Raw genomic sequence first — 16121 nt, forward strand, 5'->3', positions numbered from 1 at the left:
TTTTATGTTAACAGGTAAACAGAAACGTTTTTTACGTGCAGAAGCACACCATTTAACACCTATTTTCCAAGTAGGAAAAGGCGGCGTTAATGATGAAATGACAAAGCAAATTCGTGAGGCATTAGAAGTACGTGAGTTAATTAAAGTACGTATTTTAGATAACTGTGAGGAGGATAAACATGAAGTCGCTGAAGCATTAGCAACAGGCGCTCATGCGGAGCTTGTCCAATTAATCGGCCTAACAGTTGTTTTATATAAAGAGTCACGCAATCATAAAAAGATTGTATTACCAAAAGCAACGAAATAAGGTGAGACGATGAAAAGGGTCGGTTTACTAGGAGGTACATTTAATCCACCACATATGGGGCATCTTTTGATGGCAAATGAAGTATTTCATGCGCTAGAACTTGATGAAATTCGCTTTATGCCTAATGCCATACCACCACATAAGCATGCACGTTTTGATGCCAGTAATGTCGAACGACTTGAAATGGTAAAGCGTGCGATTCGTCCATTTCCTTATTTTTCAGTAGAGTCGTATGAGCTTGAGAAGGGTGGCGTATCCTATTCCTATGAGACACTTTCTGCCTTGTGTAGAAGAGAACCGAATGTAAAATTCTACTTTATCATCGGTGGCGATATGATTGATTCGCTACATACATGGCATTGTATCGATGATTTAGTGAAACTAGTTCAGTTTGTCGGAGTAAAGCGTCCAGGGACAGCGGCGACAACCGAGTACCCTATAAGTATGGTGGAAGTGCCTCAAATCGATTTATCGTCCACACTGATTCGTGAACGCCTGGCGACTGGAGGAACGGTGACATTTTTACTACCAGAAGCGGTAGAGACGTTCATACGAGAGGAAGGTCTTTATGGAACGCGAACAGTATTTAGCGGCGATTAAGCCAAGAATGCCTGAAAAACGTTATATTCATACAATCGGTGTGATGGAAACGGCCATCGACCTAGCTCAAAAGTATGGAGAGGACGTGAAAAAAGCTGAAACAGCAGCTATCCTCCACGATATTGCTAAATATGCAGACATTGAGTGGATGGAGAAGATCGTTCGTGATGAAGAATTAGATGCAAGACTCATTGGGTGGGGCAGTGAATTACTACATGGTCCAGTCGGTGCATATATAGCACAAAGTGAGTTTGCCATCACAGACAAAGAGCTGTTGAATGCTATTCGTTTCCATACAACTGGGCGCGCTGGTATGAGCCGTTTAGAAAAAATCATTTTTGTCGCAGATATGATTGAACCGAACCGTCGATTTGATGGTGTTGATCGTCTACGCAAAAAAGCGCAAAAAAATTTGGATAAGGCGATGAGTGCATGTGTACGCCATACTTTGGCATTTTTAATTGACACAAAGCAGCCAATTTATCCTTTATCAATAGAATGTTATAACGATATGATGAACAGAGAGGAAAGTGAAGGATGACTTCAACTTTATTACAAGCAGCGTACAAAGCAATTGACGACAAACATGGTGAGGACATTGTCGTTTTAAATATGAAAGGAATTTCCCTTTTAGCGGACTATTTTATCATTGCTCATGGTAACTCAGATCGCCAAGTGCAAGCAATTGCGCGTGAATTACAGGATGTAGCTGAAAAAGATGGCTATGAAATTCGCCGTGTCGAAGGTTTCGATGGAGCTCGTTGGGTACTTGTCGACTTAGGAGATGTAGTGGCACATGTATTCCATAAGGATGAGCGTGCTTATTATAATTTAGAGCGTCTTTGGGGCGATGCACCGCAACTAGACATGCCAGAGGCCTAAGTGAGTTACGAACGCTTTGCCCATGTCTATGATGAGCTTCAAACGGATATTCCTTACAATCTCTATGTAGATTGGGTTGTACAACATGCACCAAGCAACCAATACACAAAACTTTTAGATATTGGTTGTGGCACTGGTGTACTTAGCTTGTTATTTGCACAGTCTGGCTATCAAGTCAGTGGAATCGATTTATCAGAAGAGATGCTGTCCATTGCAGCAGAACGCTTTGCTGGTGCAGGCTACCATGCCCCATTATACTGTATGTCTATGGTCGAACTAGACGGGTTTGAGGAAATGGATATTGTCACGATCACAATTGACTCCTTGAATTACGTAGTAGAGGAGCAGTCTGTCTATACCACATTAGAACGTATCTATACGGCTTTGCGTGATGGGGGTCAGCTGTTTTTTGATGTTCACTCATTATTTAAAATGAATGAGATTTTTTTAGATGGTCCGTTCACGTATGATGACGGTGATATTAGCTATATATGGCATACGGAGCCTGCTGACTTCGAGCATTCGGTTATTCATCAAATGACCTTCTATGTGCGAGAGAAGTCAAGTGAATTATATGAACGCTTTGATGAGGAGCACGTGCAACGTACTTTCACTATCGAGCAGTATATGACTTGGTTACGTGCCATCGGTTTTAGTTATGTGGAAATCACAGCAGACTTTACGGATGAGGCACCTGATGATGAAAGTGAACGCATTTTCATTCGTGCGGTGAAATAAAGAAAAAGAAGCTACACTGTGTAAGAGGCAGTGTGGCTTTTTTGATGGAAAGGGTGAAGTAGCGGATAGAACTCCTATATAGGCGGATAAAAAAGCTAAAGTAGCGGATAGAACTCCTGAACAGGTGGATAGAAAGGCTAAAGTAAGAGGATAGCTCTCTTCAACAGGTAAATAGAAACGCCTGAAATTTTTTTATCATTTTCAACCTACTAATCATAGTGTAAGATATATGTAACTCCATATGATGACCTTTTGCAAGGAAAGGATGGTACTGTGCTCCAATCTTTATGGCAAAAGTACAAAAAAAGTATGTTATTCCCCAGCATACTAGTCGTCAGTGGACTTTGTTACTTCTATTTTTCGAGTTCTGACTCTTCACATCCCCAAGAAGAGCTCATCGAGACAATCCAACCTATTGAAGAAAAGAATTTGAGTGAATCTGCTGAGGAAGCGGTGATGCAGCAGATATTTGTGGATATAAAGGGTGCTGTGATGTATCCAGGCGTTTATGAGCTTCAGCAAGACCAACGTATAAAAGATGTTGTACAGCTTGCTGGTGGGTATACAGAGAATGCTGACACACAGCTTATCAATCATGCCCAAAAAGTACAGGATGAGATGGTGATCTATATTCCTATCAAGGGCGAACAGCTAGAAGAAGGAGCCCCTTCTCTTTTAACGATACCTATGGAAAGTAATAATAAAGAGCAAAAGATTAATATTAATAAAGCTGATGTGGCAACTTTGGCAACATTGCCAGGCATCGGTCCTTCGAAAGCGCAAAGTATCCTTACGTATCGAGAGGAAAATGGACACTTTCAAACGATAGATGACTTAAAAAATGTGAGTGGTATTGGTGATAAAACATTTGAGAAGCTAAAGGATGCGATTACCGTAAAGTAAACGCTTTTACAGGATGTGATATTGACGCCCCTTTTCTAAAAGGGCTACACTATAGTAGAAAAGCAAGAGAAAGATAATTTGTTAGATAATTTTTGGAGGTAGTCATATGGAGCGAATTACTTGGGATCAATTTTTTATGGCACAAAGCCATTTACTCGCATTACGAAGTACATGTACAAGACTAGCTGTAGGAACAACGGTTGTGCGTGATAAACGCATTATTGCAGGTGGCTATAACGGTTCCATTACAGGGGACGAGCATTGTATCGAAAAAGGATGCTATGTGGTTGATAACCATTGCGTGCGTACCGTACATGCTGAAATGAACGCCTTACTGCAATGTGCTAAATATGGAACACCGACAAAAGGGGCTGACTTGTATGTGACACATTTTCCATGCTTACCATGTACAAAGTCCATTATTCAAGCTGGCATAGAACGTGTGTATTACGCTACAGATTATAAAAATAATCCATATGCACAGGAACTATTTGCAAAAGCTGGAGTGGAAGTAGTTCATGTACCCTTTGATGAACGTAAAATCGATTTTTTACGAGATGACAAGCTAGCCTTGTACACAGAAATGTTGCATGAGCTTCGCGAGAGTGGGGTATCGGCTGAAAAATTGCTCCCATATGAACAGAAGGTGAGTGCATTATTTGGCATCGAGCTTTAAAGCATAGATGGATCATGGTAGCACTTGCTGTACTTGTAGCTGCTATTGCGGCACATAAATCAGTATGGCTACTCATTTTTTTACTGCTACTAGCCCTGTGGCTCATCATAAAAGGTGAGTCACGTTTTCTTGCAATTTTTGTGCTAACTAGTGGTCTACTAGCTTATTTTTTCCTTTCTATCAATCAACTGACGGAACCTTCCCCTTTACCGTCAAATTTCCCTTTAACTTGGTCAAATGACTATAAAATAAACGGGCAAAAACTCCGTGGGTTTGCTACAACAACAAATGGCCAAAAGCTTTACGTGGTTTATACGTTTTCTTCGGAACAAGAGAAAAATTTTTATGAACATACCTCATTATCGGGAATGACGTATGTTGCTAAAGGTGAACTTGTGACACCCTCTTCTCCTGCGCATGCTTATGCCTTTTCCATGTCCAATTATTTAACGAGCAAAGGAGCAACAGGCGTTGTTGAAATCGCAAATTGGCGTTATGTAGGAAAACGTGCCTCCTTTTTCACCCTTCTTGCTGAAGTAAGACACGGTATGAAAAAGCATATAGAGAGGACCTTTCCAGAATCCCTTGTAGCAGAGGCGCAAGCACTTCTAATAGGGGCACAAGATCAGATGGAGGATGAACTGCAGCGAGCCTATCAAAAGCTCGGTATCACCCATTTATTTGCGATTTCCGGGTTACATGTCGCGCTGGTGTCTTGGCTATTTTTTGAAGGGTTACTTAGAATAAGCGTTCGCAAAGAAATGGCTACTGTAGTGCTATTGATCCTCTTACCCGTTTATGGAGTGATCGCAGGTGGCGCACCTTCCGTATGGCGTGCAGTTTCTGTAGTTGAATTGATGATGTTATTGCGCTTTTTCAAGTGGGTTATATCGATGGATGATGCACTAGCGATTAGCTTTATAGGCTTTGTTTTGCTTGAGCCAGGTGTTATTTTTCAAATTGGTTTCCAACTGTCCTATTTAGCAGCTGCTAGTCTTATTTATTCCAGTATCATTTTCAAGCAGACGAGGAATTGGCTAAGTCGTTCTTTTTTTATCACATTCGTGTGCCAACTGCTCGTTTACCCACTACTACTCCATCATTTTTATGAGTTATCTATTTCCTCGTTTTTTGTCAATATTGTTTTTGTTCCACTGTTTTCCTTTGTTATATTACCCTTTAACATTGTAGCCTTTGTGCTATCCTATCTTTCCTTACCACTTGCCAACGTGCTATTTGCTGGCTATGAACCACTGCGTAATTGGCTGACCGAAATGATCTTTTATATGCAGGCGCTTCCTTGGCAATTATGGTCACCAGGCAAACCATCTAGTTGGCTGAGCTGCGTTGCGATGTTAAGTGTTTTAGCAAGCTTCTACTACTTGGAAATAAGACGTTTCAGGAAAGCTATTATGGTCCTTGTCATCCCCGCTATTTGGGTTCATCTGTCACCTATGTTGTATAACGAAACGAAGATCACCTTTTTAAATGTAGGACAAGGAGACAGTATCGTCATTGAATTGCCATTTAGGCGGGCAGTCTATGTTATAGATGCTGGAGGCGTATTACGCTTTGAGCAGGAGTCATGGAAGAAAACAGATCGTCCTTATGAGGTTGGAAAGCAAGTTGTCGTGCCATTTTTAAAAGGTAAGGGCATACGAACCATTGATATTTTTATAGCCTCGCATGCGGACGCAGATCATATTGAAGGAGCAGAGGAAGTATTACAAGAGATTAACATGAAGGAAATACACGTTACACCTGGTACATTGAATGAGCCTTTAATGAATGATTTATTGCAAGAAGCAAACAAGCGAAATATTCCTATTAAAGAAAAGATAAAGGGGAATGCGTGGCGTGTAGGAGTGACAGATTTTTATTACTTATGGCCTGATGACACCTTTTATGGGGGAAATGATGACTCCCTTGTCCTGTACATGCAACAAAAGGCGTTTACAGCGTTGTTTACAGGGGATTTGGAGCAATATGGTGAACAACAGCTGATCAAGCGCTATGGGCCTTTATTGACCAATCTCACATTGCTGAAGGCAGGACATCATGGGAGTAAGACATCGAGCATAGAAGCCTTTGTTGAGCTGCTACAGCCCCAATTAACAGTTTTTAGTGCAGGTCTCCATAATCGCTATGGTCATCCACATGAAGAAGTAGTAGAACGTTTTGTCAGTCGAAATTTAGCGACATGGACAACAGGATTGGATGGAACAATCGAAATACGTATTTGGGATAATCGCTGGTCAGTCAGTAAATGAAAAAGGCCTTGTCCAATGACCAAGGCCCTTTTCCTGCATAAGTCCAATTACTGTGATACGAATTCTACTATAGTTGCAATAATAAACATAATTGTGAAAACGCCAAATGATACACCGAAACCAACACCAGAATCGATGGCATCGTTACGTCGACATTGTATGTTCTTTCCTTCAAATGGATTCATTGTTATCCCTCCAATTCTGTTATTTATTATAAGACAACATGGTCATAAAAGCTATATCGAAAAGGTGATTTCCCCGTCTGGCAAGGAATCGACACAATTCGGTCAAAGACACAAATGGCTATAAAATCATGTATACTAATAGTATTGCTAGATGGAGGGGAAATTATGATTTCAACGGTTTGGAATACAATAAAAAAAGGAGAGCTTGCACCAGTATATTTGCTTGTTGGTGAAGAAAGCTATTTTATAGATGAAACCATTAAACGCTTAAAAGAGGCTATGGGTCCAGAAGAAGATCTGGAGATGACCACATTTGACTTAGAGGAAGTGCCAGTAGATGCGGTCATGGATGAAGCAGATACCATTCCTTTTTTCTCAGAACGTAAGCTCATTATTGCTAAAAACGCTTCGTTTTTAAAGGCCACCGAGAAAGGGAAGGAAAAAATCGATCATGATGTGAAACGATTGGAAACATGGCTGTCCAATCCGTCTGATTTCTCCGTAACGGTTTTTATTGCTCCTTATGAAAAATTAGATGAACGCAAAAAAGTGACCAAAATGATGAAAGAGCATGCATTATTTGTACAGGCTGAGACACCAAAAGAGCAGGATTTAGCTGTCTGGATTCAGGGCATTGTCAAGGCAAAGAGTAATAGCATTGCACAAGATGCTATTGAACTGCTTGTTTCGATGGTCGGAGCCAACATGCTACAATTACAGATGGAAATTGACAAGCTAACCCTTTATTTAGGTGAAGGTGGCGAAATTACAACTTCGTTAGTGGAGGATTTGGTGGCAAAAACATTGGAGCAAGATGCCTTTAAAATGCTCAATGCTTATCTGGCTAATGATTCTGTCGGAGCCTTGTCCATCTATCATGATTTATTGCGACAAAAACAAGAGCCTATTATGTTAGTGGGCTTGCTCGCATCCAATGTTCGTACCATGTCAAATGTTTTTTATTTGTTGAAGAAAGGATATCATCCACAGCAAATCGCTAAAAATCTAAAAATTCATCCATATCGCGTCAAACTTATGATTGAGCAACGTCATCGCCCATCAGAAGAAAATTTGCTGCGAGCATTATATCAATTAGCAGAAGTTGATTTACAGCTAAAATCGACTGGTGGGAATCGAGAGCGCTATTTAGAGCTATTTTTATTGCGCCAACTATAACAAAGAAAGCTGTCCCATAAGGGGCAGCTTTTTAAGTTCTCTATAAAATTAAAAAGATCAGCTACTCCTAATAGAGTACCTGATCCTTTAAACAATTACGCTTTTTTAGCAAGGCGAGACTTTTTACGAGCCGCCGCGTTTTTGTGGATAAGTCCTTTTGAAGCTGCTTTATCTAAAGATTTGAAAGCTGCTTGTAAAAGTTCTTGTTTGTTTTCAGCGTTAGCAGCAACAGCGTTTTCAGCTTTTTTCACTGTAGTACGCATTGCAGATTTAGCTTGAGAATTAGCAATGTTAGCTTTTTCGTTAACTTTTACGCGTTTAATCGCAGATTTAATGTTTGGCATATATTTCACCTCCTAAATTAGGTACGAGATGATATCTTCTCATTGATTTCTTGTGTCAATACAACAAAAATCATTTTAACAAACGCTTGGCCAAATTGCAATAGATAAATGCAAAGAATATTTACTTGACAGTTTGAACAAACTACAGCTTGAGGTGAACTGTATGCAAAATTTTAATTGGCAACGAACAGATTTAATCGATGAATCAGAAGAGGTAGTTGTCCATCAGACGAAAGAGCAAAAAGAAAAGCTTGAACAATCAAGTGGCATTCAAATTGAAGATCGGAATGCTGGTAGAGTAAAAATTACAGATGTTCTTGTAGACGCTGAAGGGGAAAAGCAAATTGGTAAAAAAGAAGGGCAGTATATTACACTTTCTGTCCCGACGCTGACATTAGAAGATCAAGAAGGTTTTACACAACTTGAGCAAGAATTGCTTGTAAATTTCAAAAAAATGCATGCTGATCTTGCTTGGCAAGAAAACGATAAAATTTTAATAGTTGGTTTAGGAAATCGTACCATTACACCGGATGCAATAGGCCCCTATTTAATTGACCATCTGCATAGTTTAGATGTCATTGATGAAAAATTTGTCATGTATGCTCCTGGTGTAACAGGACAAACAGGCTACGAAACAGGAGAGTTTGTGGCTGCTATTGCAGAGCGTCTACAACCGAAATTGATCATTGTAGTGGATGCACTTGCAACAAGAGCGAGTAATCGACTCTGTAAAACGATTCAATTAACTGACACGGGTATACATCCAGGTTCAGGGGTTGGCAACCAACGGCAAGAAATTTCTTATGAGATGCTTGGCATTCCAGTAACAGCGATTGGTATACCGACAGTAGTAGATGCACCCGTATTAATTGCGGATGCGGTAGAAACAATGCTTCGTTCGATAGCTGCCCGTGTGGCTGAACGCGGTAAACCGTCATCGAAGCTTTCCTTATCCTCGTGGCAACCAGATATCAACAAGGAACTGGATATGACGTTAGTACAACCTATTTTTGGAGAATGGGCGACATGGACAAAAGAGCAACGGCAGCAGCTGTTTGAGGAAACCTTCGCTGGCTCCCACACCCAATTAATGGTGACACCAAAAGAAGCAGACTATTGGATTGATCGCTATGCAAAATTAGTGGCTTCTATGCTAATGGATTGGGCAAGTGATTTATAAAAAAATCAAAAAACAATGCTTATAAAAGTCCTTCTAAAACACGCTTATTTATGCGTAAAACAAGAAAATTATTTTCGTTCTAATTAACACCCCCCCTCCATACGATATGGGGAGGAGGGTGTGACTTTGCTAAAAAAACTACAATGGTCATTTGGTATATTATTGTTCTTTTTCGTATTACCTGTCATTGCTGGGCAACTTCCGTTCAACAAGCAAGCATCGACTCCGATCAAACAATCAGAAGATAAGCAAGTCGTGTTTGCCGCTACCAATTTAGCTGAACAAAGTGTACTGGAACAAACGCAAGAGCCTGAACCAGATCAAGCCCTAGACCCGGACCCATTTAAAGTGTTAGTGTTATTTACTCATACGCATGAAGCATACGAACCGATAGTGAAAGCCGTGAGTGGTAAGGTAGCGACTTCTCATGAAACGGTCAATATTATGAGCCTGAAGGATAAGATTGTGAATCATTTTAATGTAAATGGTTTAAAGACGGATGTTCTTGATGTAGATATTATGAAGAAATTACAAGAAGAAGGTAAAGGATATCACGAATCTTATAATGTGATGAGGCCTTACCTAAGTAAGCATTTAGAAACAAATAATTATGATTTAATACTTGATTTACATCGTGACTCATTAAAACATGATCTTACAACGATCTCATATAATGGGGAAAACTATGCGAAAATCGCTATTGTTGTTGGGGCAGAACATGCCAATTATCGCTGGAATACAGCCTATGCTGAAAGTCTATCATCCACATTAAATGCCATCGTACCAAAAATCTCTAAAGGGGTTATTTCTAAAAGTGGTGATGGTGTTGATGGACGATACAATCAAGATTTAGCAAAGCAAATGATGATTATTGAGATTGGCGGAATTGGCAACACAGAGGAAGAGGTTAATCGTACGATTGCTGTCATAGGTAAAGCCATATCAAAAGCTTTTGTAAATGATTCAAAAAAATAAACCAATCATATTAAAAAGTGGGACTCTTGTAGGCTCACTTTTTTAATATTGTATGATAATAAAATTTCCAGAAAAAATTCTCTTTATTTGTCTTTCCATCACTTCATTCTTGTCTTATAATTTTCAAGTTGGCTCTCGATTTTCATGATAAAACGTTAAATGAAGGCATATGCAAGTAAAGCAAGTTTACTTTTGAAGTATATACCATTTTTGGTAATGCCTTTTCAAGTCAATAGCAAACATACATATGAATTTTTTAGAAGACAAAAAGTGATAATGTTTCATTTTTCTCTCAAACTTTTATCGTATTTCAAACGTCAAACATATAAGTGAACAAAGAAAAAATAATAGAGAGGGGATGATTTTCAATCAAAAGTTTCTATTACGCGACAATAGGTTTTATCTTGATGCAGAAGGGAATAGCATCAAAAAGCGTTACTTCTTGTGGCATAAGGATGTAACTAACATCATTTATCCAAAGCCTCAGGCGGTTGTCAGAGGTCGTGACGACTTTTAGATTAACTTCTCACTGGACAGCTAGAAAAAACCCAACACCCTTATACCGAAACGAAATTGAGAGATTATTGAAGGAAGGAATAGTATGTCAGGCAAGCCATTAAATCATCGTTATATTCCTGGACTAGACGGGATTCGAGCATTAGCCGTATTAGCAGTTATTGCTTATCATTTTAACTTCAGTTGGGCTAGAGGTGGCTTTTTAGGAGTAGATATCTTTTTTGTATTATCGGGCTATTTAATCACCTCTACCATTTTACCTTTAAAGGGCAATCAATTAACAGTCAGCCTAAAGAAATTTTGGGTCGGACGATTGAGAAGGCTACTTCCAGCAGCCTACGTTATGATTGTTACATCATTTGTTTGGGCAATGCTCTTTCATAAAGAGCTTCTCCATACTTTGCGTGGGGATGCTTTGTCCTCTATTTTTTATTCAAGTAACTGGTGGTTCATTTTTCATAAACTCTCTTATTTTGATAGTTTCGGTTCTCCGTCACCTTTAAAAAATTTATGGTCATTAGCCATTGAAGAACAGTTTTATTTGATTTGGCCATTGCTTTTAATGATTGGGCTTTTTGTTGTTAAAAAACAAAGTAAACTAGCATATATCGTCTTTTGTGGCGCCCTTTGTTCAGCGTTCGTAATGGCGATACTCTATCAGCCAGGTACTGATCCAAGTCGCGTCTATTATGGGACGGACACACGCTGTTTTGAATTGTTAATGGGCTGTTGGCTAGCCCTTGTTTGGCCAATGAAAAGACTATCTTCTCAAAAATTATCAGCAAACCATGTGAAGAAACTAAATACTATGAGCTTCATTGCACTTACTATTTTTTTAGTAAGCATAGTGTATGTTGATGAGTATCAGTCCTTTCTTTATAGAGGGGGGATGTTTTTATTTTGCTTGAATGCTGCTGTTTTGATTGCATGTATTTGTCATCCTGTTAGCATACTAGGAAAAATATTGGCATGGAAGCCACTATGTTGGCTAGGCTCTCGTTCCTACGGCATTTATCTATGGCATTATCCTGTCATGGTTTTAGGGACACCCATTCATGAAATCGGGAACCCCTCCTATTGGCGCATCTTCCTGCAGCTTTTACTAATCTTGCTGATTGCAGAGCTATCCTATCGCTTCATTGAGATGCCCATCCGGAAAGATGGATTCCGAGTCTATTGTCAAAAATATCTGGTTTGTAATAAAAATAAATGGGGAAGCCTTTCTTTTCCACGAAAAATATCAACAGTTATGGTTCCGCTTTTCCTGCTTGTATTTTTCACAGGAATAACAGGCGTAGTAGGCGAAAGTCAGCAAAACCCATCTAAAACGTTTCCAACAACGATAAAAATTAATGGCGATGAGCCTACAGCCGATCTGAACAAGCATGACAAACAAGCTGAAACCTCAACCGACAAGCCTTCTCCAAACAAGGAAGAGGGAGTAGAAGATGTTCAGGAGATTGAAACGCCTAAGCAAGAAGAAAATAACACAATGACAGAGCCTGAAAAGGATGAATTTTATCGTGGCATACTAGCGATTGGCGATTCCTTAATGATTGATATTGCACCGAGCTTACATACTATGTATCCGACGATTACAATCGATGGAAAAATAGGCCGACAAGTTTCGCAAGCTGTCAAACTTGCACCAAATTATGCAAGTTTTAATCAGCCTAATTATGCAGTCATTCTACAATTGGGGACAAATGGTTATTTTACAACTAACCAAATGGATGCACTCCTTGGAGCATTTTCAAATGCCGATATTTATTTAGTGAATACACGTGTGCCGCGTTCATGGGAAGCAAAAGTGAATGAAGCTTTACTGCAAAAAGCACAGGAACATGAGCGAATCACACTAATTGACTGGCATGCAGCTGCAATCAATCACCCTGAATACTTTGCCCCTGACGGAGTACATTTAGAGAAAAAAGGGGTAGAAGTTTTAACAAAGCTCATTCAACAATCCTTAAACAATTAAAATAAAGAAAAAGTCAGTATACACAGTTTTACCTGCGTAGCTGACTTTTTCTATATCTGACATCTTTTCTTGGAGAGTTACGATTTCAAAAAAGTTGACCTTCAGACTATTCGCTCTGCCTATATTTATTCTATTGGTTGTCGATCCTGTATAGTAAGCTTGACCAATTGATCTGTTCCTTCAGTACGTGGAAAATAGTACAATGTCCATTCTTTCTTTTTACTATTATAGTTTATGTTTGTAATAAGGGGATTGTGTTCAAGTTTTTTTGCTACATGGATGATGATATCTTTTGTAGAAAGCGTGCTTTTCACGGTTGTGGGTAAAACCTCAATCTTCTCTGTCTTTGTTTGACCAGGGTAAGATTCATCAATCGTATCCGCCCATACTTGAACATAATCCCCTATTTCTAACGTTTTGGTTGTTGTTACCCATAGTGCATCTACAAATTGTGTGTTGGAATCATTTGAAGGGACAGGTTCATTGCTTACAACGAGAAAGCTGCTTGCTTGAGCGGCTGTCACATATCCTTCAATTGTGGCCGTCTCTTTACCGTTTACATGGTCTTTTGTCGTGCCACATCCAGTTAAGACAAGAAGCACCAACCAACCTACTATGAATTTTTTCAACGCAATTCCTCCTCTTGTCCAGTAGACGCATTTCCATCTAAACTGTTACACATCGTGTGCTACCACAGTTGATTTCTCTGTATTTATATACTTAATACTGTAAAATTTAAAAACGACATGAAACACTGAAAGTATTGATATTATAGGCTTTCTAGTCTAGTTGCTGTTGTACTTTGCATAACGTTCATAGTATAATTCATTATAGTTTAATTAGGAGTGGAAAAGATGAACCGAGAAGCACGTTTAAAACGACAAGAGAATATAAGAAATTTCTCTATTATTGCACATATTGACCATGGGAAATCAACGCTTGCTGACCGTATTTTAGAGCAAACAAAATCTTTAACTTCCCGTGAGATGAAGGCACAGCTCCTCGACTCAATGGATTTAGAGCGTGAGCGAGGCATTACAATTAAGTTAAATGCAGTTCAATTAAAGTACGAAGCAAAAGACGGCGAAGTGTATACATTCCATTTAATCGACACACCGGGACACGTCGATTTCACATATGAAGTATCACGTAGTTTAGCTGCTTGTGAGGGTGCCATTTTAGTTGTGGACGCAGCTCAAGGTATTGAAGCACAAACACTAGCAAATGTTTACTTAGCACTTGACAATGACTTAGAAATTTTACCTGTAATAAATAAAATTGATTTACCTGCAGCTGACCCTGAGCGTGTACGTCAAGAAGTAGAAGATGTAATCGGATTAGATGCTTCTGAAGCAGTTTTAGCTTCTGCAAAAGCAGGTATTGGTATCGAGGATATTCTAGAGCAAATCGTAGAGAAGGTACCAGCGCCAACAGGTGATCCGGACGCGCCACTACAAGCTTTAATTTTTGACTCGGTTTACGATGCCTATAAAGGTGTTATCATTTCGATTCGTGTCATCAATGGTACTGTCAAGCCTGGCGATAAAATTCGCATGATGGCAACAGGTGCAGAATTCGAGGTTATTGAAGTTGGGGTACATACACCAAAGGTTGTGCCACAGGCTGAATTAACAGTGGGTGATGTAGGTTATTTAACAGCATCTATCAAAAATGTAGGTGACACACGTGTAGGGGACACTGTAACCTATGCGAATCGTCCTGCAACTGAGCCATTAGCTGGTTATCGTCGCTTGAACCCAATGGTTTACTGTGGTTTGTATCCAATTGATACAGCCAAATATAATGATTTACGTGAAGCGTTAGAAAAGCTAGAGTTAAATGACTCTGCTCTACAATATGAGCCAGAGACATCGCAAGCACTTGGTTTTGGTTTCCGCTGTGGATTCTTAGGATTACTACATATGGAAATTATTCAAGAGCGTATTGAGCGTGAATTTAATATCGACTTAATTACAACAGCACCTTCCGTAATTTACAAGGTTCATATGACAGATGGTTCTGAACTTAAAGTCGATAATCCATCCTTTATGCCAGACCCGCAAAAAATTGATCGTGTTGAGGAACCCTATGTGAAAGCAACAATCATGGTACCAAATGATTATGTGGGAGCGGTTATGGAACTTTGTCAAATGAAGCGTGGTAATTTCATGACGATGGACTATATTGATACATCACGTGTAAGTATTATTTATGAAATGCCATTATCCGAAATTGTCTATGATTTCTTTGACTATTTAAAATCAAATACAAAGGGCTATGCATCATTCGACTATGAACTTATTGGTTACCAGCCATCGAAATTAGTGAAGATGGATATTTTACTAAATGGTGAGCAAGTCGATGCATTAAGCTTCATCGTACACCGTGATTTTGCCTATGATCGTGGCAAAATCATCGTAGAAAAATTAAAAGAATTAATCCCACGTCAACAATTTGAAGTACCAATTCAAGCAGCAGTTGGACAAAAAATCGTGGCACGTTCAACAATTAAAGCCATCCGTAAAAACGTATTAGCGAAATGTTACGGTGGAGATATTTCTCGTAAACGAAAACTTCTTGATAAACAAAAAGAAGGTAAAAAACGTATGAAACAAGTAGGATCAGTCGAAGTCCCTCAAGAGGCATTCATGGCTGTGCTGAAGATGGATGATTCGAAGTAACATTGATATAACAGCGTTTATAAGGGTTTAAGCAAATTATTTTGTATCAGTTGGGTGGAGATTGCCACCGATTTGCCACCGCATTTAAATTGTCTAGCAATTTATAAATCTTTAGCGATGGAATCAAAAATATCGGCAGCATCTCTTGCCATCTTCTGTGTTAAATGGACATAGCGGTCTTCAGTAATTGCTGATCTGCTGTGTCCTAATCTTTTTTGAACAGTTTTTATGGGTGTCCACTTTCAATTAGCATAGTTAATAATAATGCCGAGATACTCGTTTTTATTGAGTACCTGGGCATTTTTTGTTTTGGCTACTATCAGCTGCTTTTTTTCAGTTTTCACAGAGTCTCGAATCTCCTACTGTTAATTAAGTTATCTTCTCCTTACTCTTTTTCTTTTCTTTTCAATTTTTCTAAATAATAAATAAACTATTGTAATTATAATATAAAGTATGACAAAATTTAGTATCACACTATTTTCACTTTTACTAGCTATATATACGTATAATCCTACTACCACTGCTAAAATTAATGGTTTATATATTGAATTCATAATCAATCCACCTTTTCTCTGTATTAGAAATAATTTTACAATATTCTCTTGAAATATATAGTTTTTATATTAATATCTTAAATGTTAAGATGTAATTAATTAGCATATTAAGAATAAAAAGAAAAAAAGCATTTATTATGGTATCAAAGAAGA

The 16121-nt window shown here is 38.8% G+C and carries 16 protein-coding genes; 13 read left to right on the forward strand and 3 right to left on the reverse strand.

The features are described from left to right. The first annotated feature begins 4 nt into the window (after window positions 1–4). From yhbY to ACEVFT_RS10810, 8 genes are all read left to right on the forward strand, one after another. Window positions 5–307 (forward strand): ribosome assembly RNA-binding protein YhbY, encoded by a 303-nt coding sequence (gene yhbY / locus ACEVFT_RS10775; protein WP_205444536.1) that lies wholly within the window; start codon window positions 5–7, stop codon window positions 305–307. A 9-nt stretch (window positions 308–316) separates the two neighbouring features. Continuing rightward, complete coding sequence (locus ACEVFT_RS10780) at window positions 317–907, forward strand: nicotinate-nucleotide adenylyltransferase (RefSeq protein WP_342441046.1); 591 nt, start codon at window positions 317–319, stop codon at window positions 905–907. Continuing rightward, on the forward strand, window positions 876–1448 hold the full coding sequence (gene yqeK, locus ACEVFT_RS10785; RefSeq protein WP_393949675.1) for a bis(5'-nucleosyl)-tetraphosphatase (symmetrical) YqeK: 573 nt from the start codon (window positions 876–878) through the stop codon (window positions 1446–1448). Before ACEVFT_RS10780 ends, yqeK begins: the two co-directional genes overlap by 32 nt. Beyond that, a complete protein-coding gene (rsfS, locus tag ACEVFT_RS10790) occupies window positions 1445–1789 on the forward strand; it encodes a ribosome silencing factor (protein ID WP_393949677.1) in 345 nt (114 codons plus the stop codon). The genes yqeK and rsfS overlap by 4 nt, the downstream gene beginning before the upstream one ends. Next, a complete protein-coding gene (locus tag ACEVFT_RS10795; RefSeq protein ID WP_393949679.1) occupies window positions 1790–2527 on the forward strand; it encodes a class I SAM-dependent DNA methyltransferase in 738 nt (245 codons plus the stop codon). A 252-nt stretch (window positions 2528–2779) separates the two neighbouring features. Further along, window positions 2780–3430: a helix-hairpin-helix domain-containing protein gene (locus tag ACEVFT_RS10800; protein ID WP_393949680.1), complete on the forward strand. Its 651-nt coding sequence runs from the start codon at window positions 2780–2782 to the stop codon at window positions 3428–3430. Between the two features lie 106 nt (window positions 3431–3536). Then, window positions 3537–4106, forward strand: a complete 570-nt coding sequence (locus tag ACEVFT_RS10805; protein ID WP_205444527.1) for a ComE operon protein 2 — start codon at window positions 3537–3539, stop codon at window positions 4104–4106. Between the two features lie 14 nt (window positions 4107–4120). Continuing rightward, window positions 4121–6376 (forward strand): DNA internalization-related competence protein ComEC/Rec2, encoded by a 2256-nt coding sequence (locus ACEVFT_RS10810; protein WP_393949682.1) that lies wholly within the window; start codon window positions 4121–4123, stop codon window positions 6374–6376. 47 nt (window positions 6377–6423) lie between these two features. Here the strand turns inward: ACEVFT_RS10810 and ACEVFT_RS10815 are convergent, their stop codons facing one another. Then, window positions 6424–6561: a YqzM family protein gene (locus ACEVFT_RS10815; protein ID WP_036121877.1), complete on the reverse strand. Its 138-nt coding sequence runs from the start codon at window positions 6559–6561 to the stop codon at window positions 6424–6426. A 165-nt stretch (window positions 6562–6726) separates the two neighbouring features. Between ACEVFT_RS10815 and holA the strand changes: the two genes are divergently transcribed. Beyond that, window positions 6727–7737, forward strand: coding sequence for a DNA polymerase III subunit delta (holA, locus tag ACEVFT_RS10820; RefSeq protein ID WP_342533020.1), 1011 nt, complete (start codon window positions 6727–6729; stop codon window positions 7735–7737). Between the two features lie 95 nt (window positions 7738–7832). On the opposite strand, the gene rpsT is transcribed toward holA, so the two are convergent. After that, entirely contained in the window at window positions 7833–8081 is a 249-nt protein-coding gene (gene rpsT / locus ACEVFT_RS10825; protein ID WP_004226906.1) for a 30S ribosomal protein S20, read from the reverse strand. A 163-nt stretch (window positions 8082–8244) separates the two neighbouring features. Between rpsT and gpr the strand changes: the two genes are divergently transcribed. The 3 genes from gpr to ACEVFT_RS10840 all read left to right on the forward strand — a co-directional run bounded on the left by gpr (window position 8245) and on the right by ACEVFT_RS10840 (window position 12733). Further along, window positions 8245–9261 carry a GPR endopeptidase gene (gene gpr, locus ACEVFT_RS10830; protein ID WP_393949685.1) on the forward strand — a complete coding sequence of 339 codons (1017 nt, stop codon included), beginning with the start codon at window positions 8245–8247 and terminating at the stop codon, window positions 9259–9261. A gap of 120 nt (window positions 9262–9381) precedes the next feature. Continuing rightward, window positions 9382–10236 (forward strand): stage II sporulation protein P, encoded by an 855-nt coding sequence (spoIIP, locus tag ACEVFT_RS10835; RefSeq protein ID WP_243456267.1) that lies wholly within the window; start codon window positions 9382–9384, stop codon window positions 10234–10236. A 601-nt stretch (window positions 10237–10837) separates the two neighbouring features. Beyond that, the gene (locus tag ACEVFT_RS10840) at window positions 10838–12733 is read left to right on the forward strand and encodes an acyltransferase family protein (protein WP_393949688.1); all 1896 of its coding nucleotides are present in this window, start codon (window positions 10838–10840) and stop codon (window positions 12731–12733) included. A gap of 125 nt (window positions 12734–12858) precedes the next feature. Here the strand turns inward: ACEVFT_RS10840 and ACEVFT_RS10845 are convergent, their stop codons facing one another. Continuing rightward, window positions 12859–13362, reverse strand: a complete 504-nt coding sequence (locus ACEVFT_RS10845; RefSeq protein WP_393949690.1) for a DUF3221 domain-containing protein — start codon at window positions 13360–13362, stop codon at window positions 12859–12861. Window positions 13363–13587: 225 nt separating this feature from the next. Here ACEVFT_RS10845 and lepA point away from each other — a divergent pair, with 225 nt between their 5' ends. Next, on the forward strand, window positions 13588–15414 hold the full coding sequence (gene lepA, locus ACEVFT_RS10850) for a translation elongation factor 4 (protein ID WP_205444516.1): 1827 nt from the start codon (window positions 13588–13590) through the stop codon (window positions 15412–15414). Window positions 15415–16121 lie beyond the last annotated feature (707 nt).

The organism is Lysinibacillus sp. PWR01, from assembly GCF_043359455.1.
Taxonomy (GTDB): domain Bacteria; phylum Bacillota; class Bacilli; order Bacillales_A; family Planococcaceae; genus Lysinibacillus; species Lysinibacillus fusiformis_F.

Excerpts from the sequence above, each read along its gene's own strand:
- rsfS (WP_393949677.1), top strand. The coding sequence starts at position 1,445 with ATGACTTCAACTTTATTACAAGCAGCGTACAAAGCAATTGACGACAAA.
- gpr (WP_393949685.1), top strand. The coding sequence starts at position 8,245 with ATGCAAAATTTTAATTGGCAACGAACAGATTTAATCGATGAATCAGAA.
- holA (WP_342533020.1), top strand. The coding sequence starts at position 6,727 with ATGATTTCAACGGTTTGGAATACAATAAAAAAAGGAGAGCTTGCACCA.
- ACEVFT_RS10810 (WP_393949682.1), top strand. The coding sequence starts at position 4,121 with ATGGTAGCACTTGCTGTACTTGTAGCTGCTATTGCGGCACATAAATCA.
- yhbY (WP_205444536.1), top strand. The coding sequence starts at position 5 with ATGTTAACAGGTAAACAGAAACGTTTTTTACGTGCAGAAGCACACCAT.
- ACEVFT_RS10840 (WP_393949688.1), top strand. The coding sequence starts at position 10,838 with ATGTCAGGCAAGCCATTAAATCATCGTTATATTCCTGGACTAGACGGG.
- rpsT (WP_004226906.1), bottom strand. The coding sequence starts at position 8,081 with ATGCCAAACATTAAATCTGCGATTAAACGCGTAAAAGTTAACGAAAAA.
- yqeK (WP_393949675.1), top strand. The coding sequence starts at position 876 with ATGGAACGCGAACAGTATTTAGCGGCGATTAAGCCAAGAATGCCTGAA.
- ACEVFT_RS10815 (WP_036121877.1), bottom strand. The coding sequence starts at position 6,561 with ATGAATCCATTTGAAGGAAAGAACATACAATGTCGACGTAACGATGCC.
- ACEVFT_RS10805 (WP_205444527.1), top strand. The coding sequence starts at position 3,537 with ATGGAGCGAATTACTTGGGATCAATTTTTTATGGCACAAAGCCATTTA.
- ACEVFT_RS10780 (WP_342441046.1), top strand. The coding sequence starts at position 317 with ATGAAAAGGGTCGGTTTACTAGGAGGTACATTTAATCCACCACATATG.
- lepA (WP_205444516.1), top strand. The coding sequence starts at position 13,588 with ATGAACCGAGAAGCACGTTTAAAACGACAAGAGAATATAAGAAATTTC.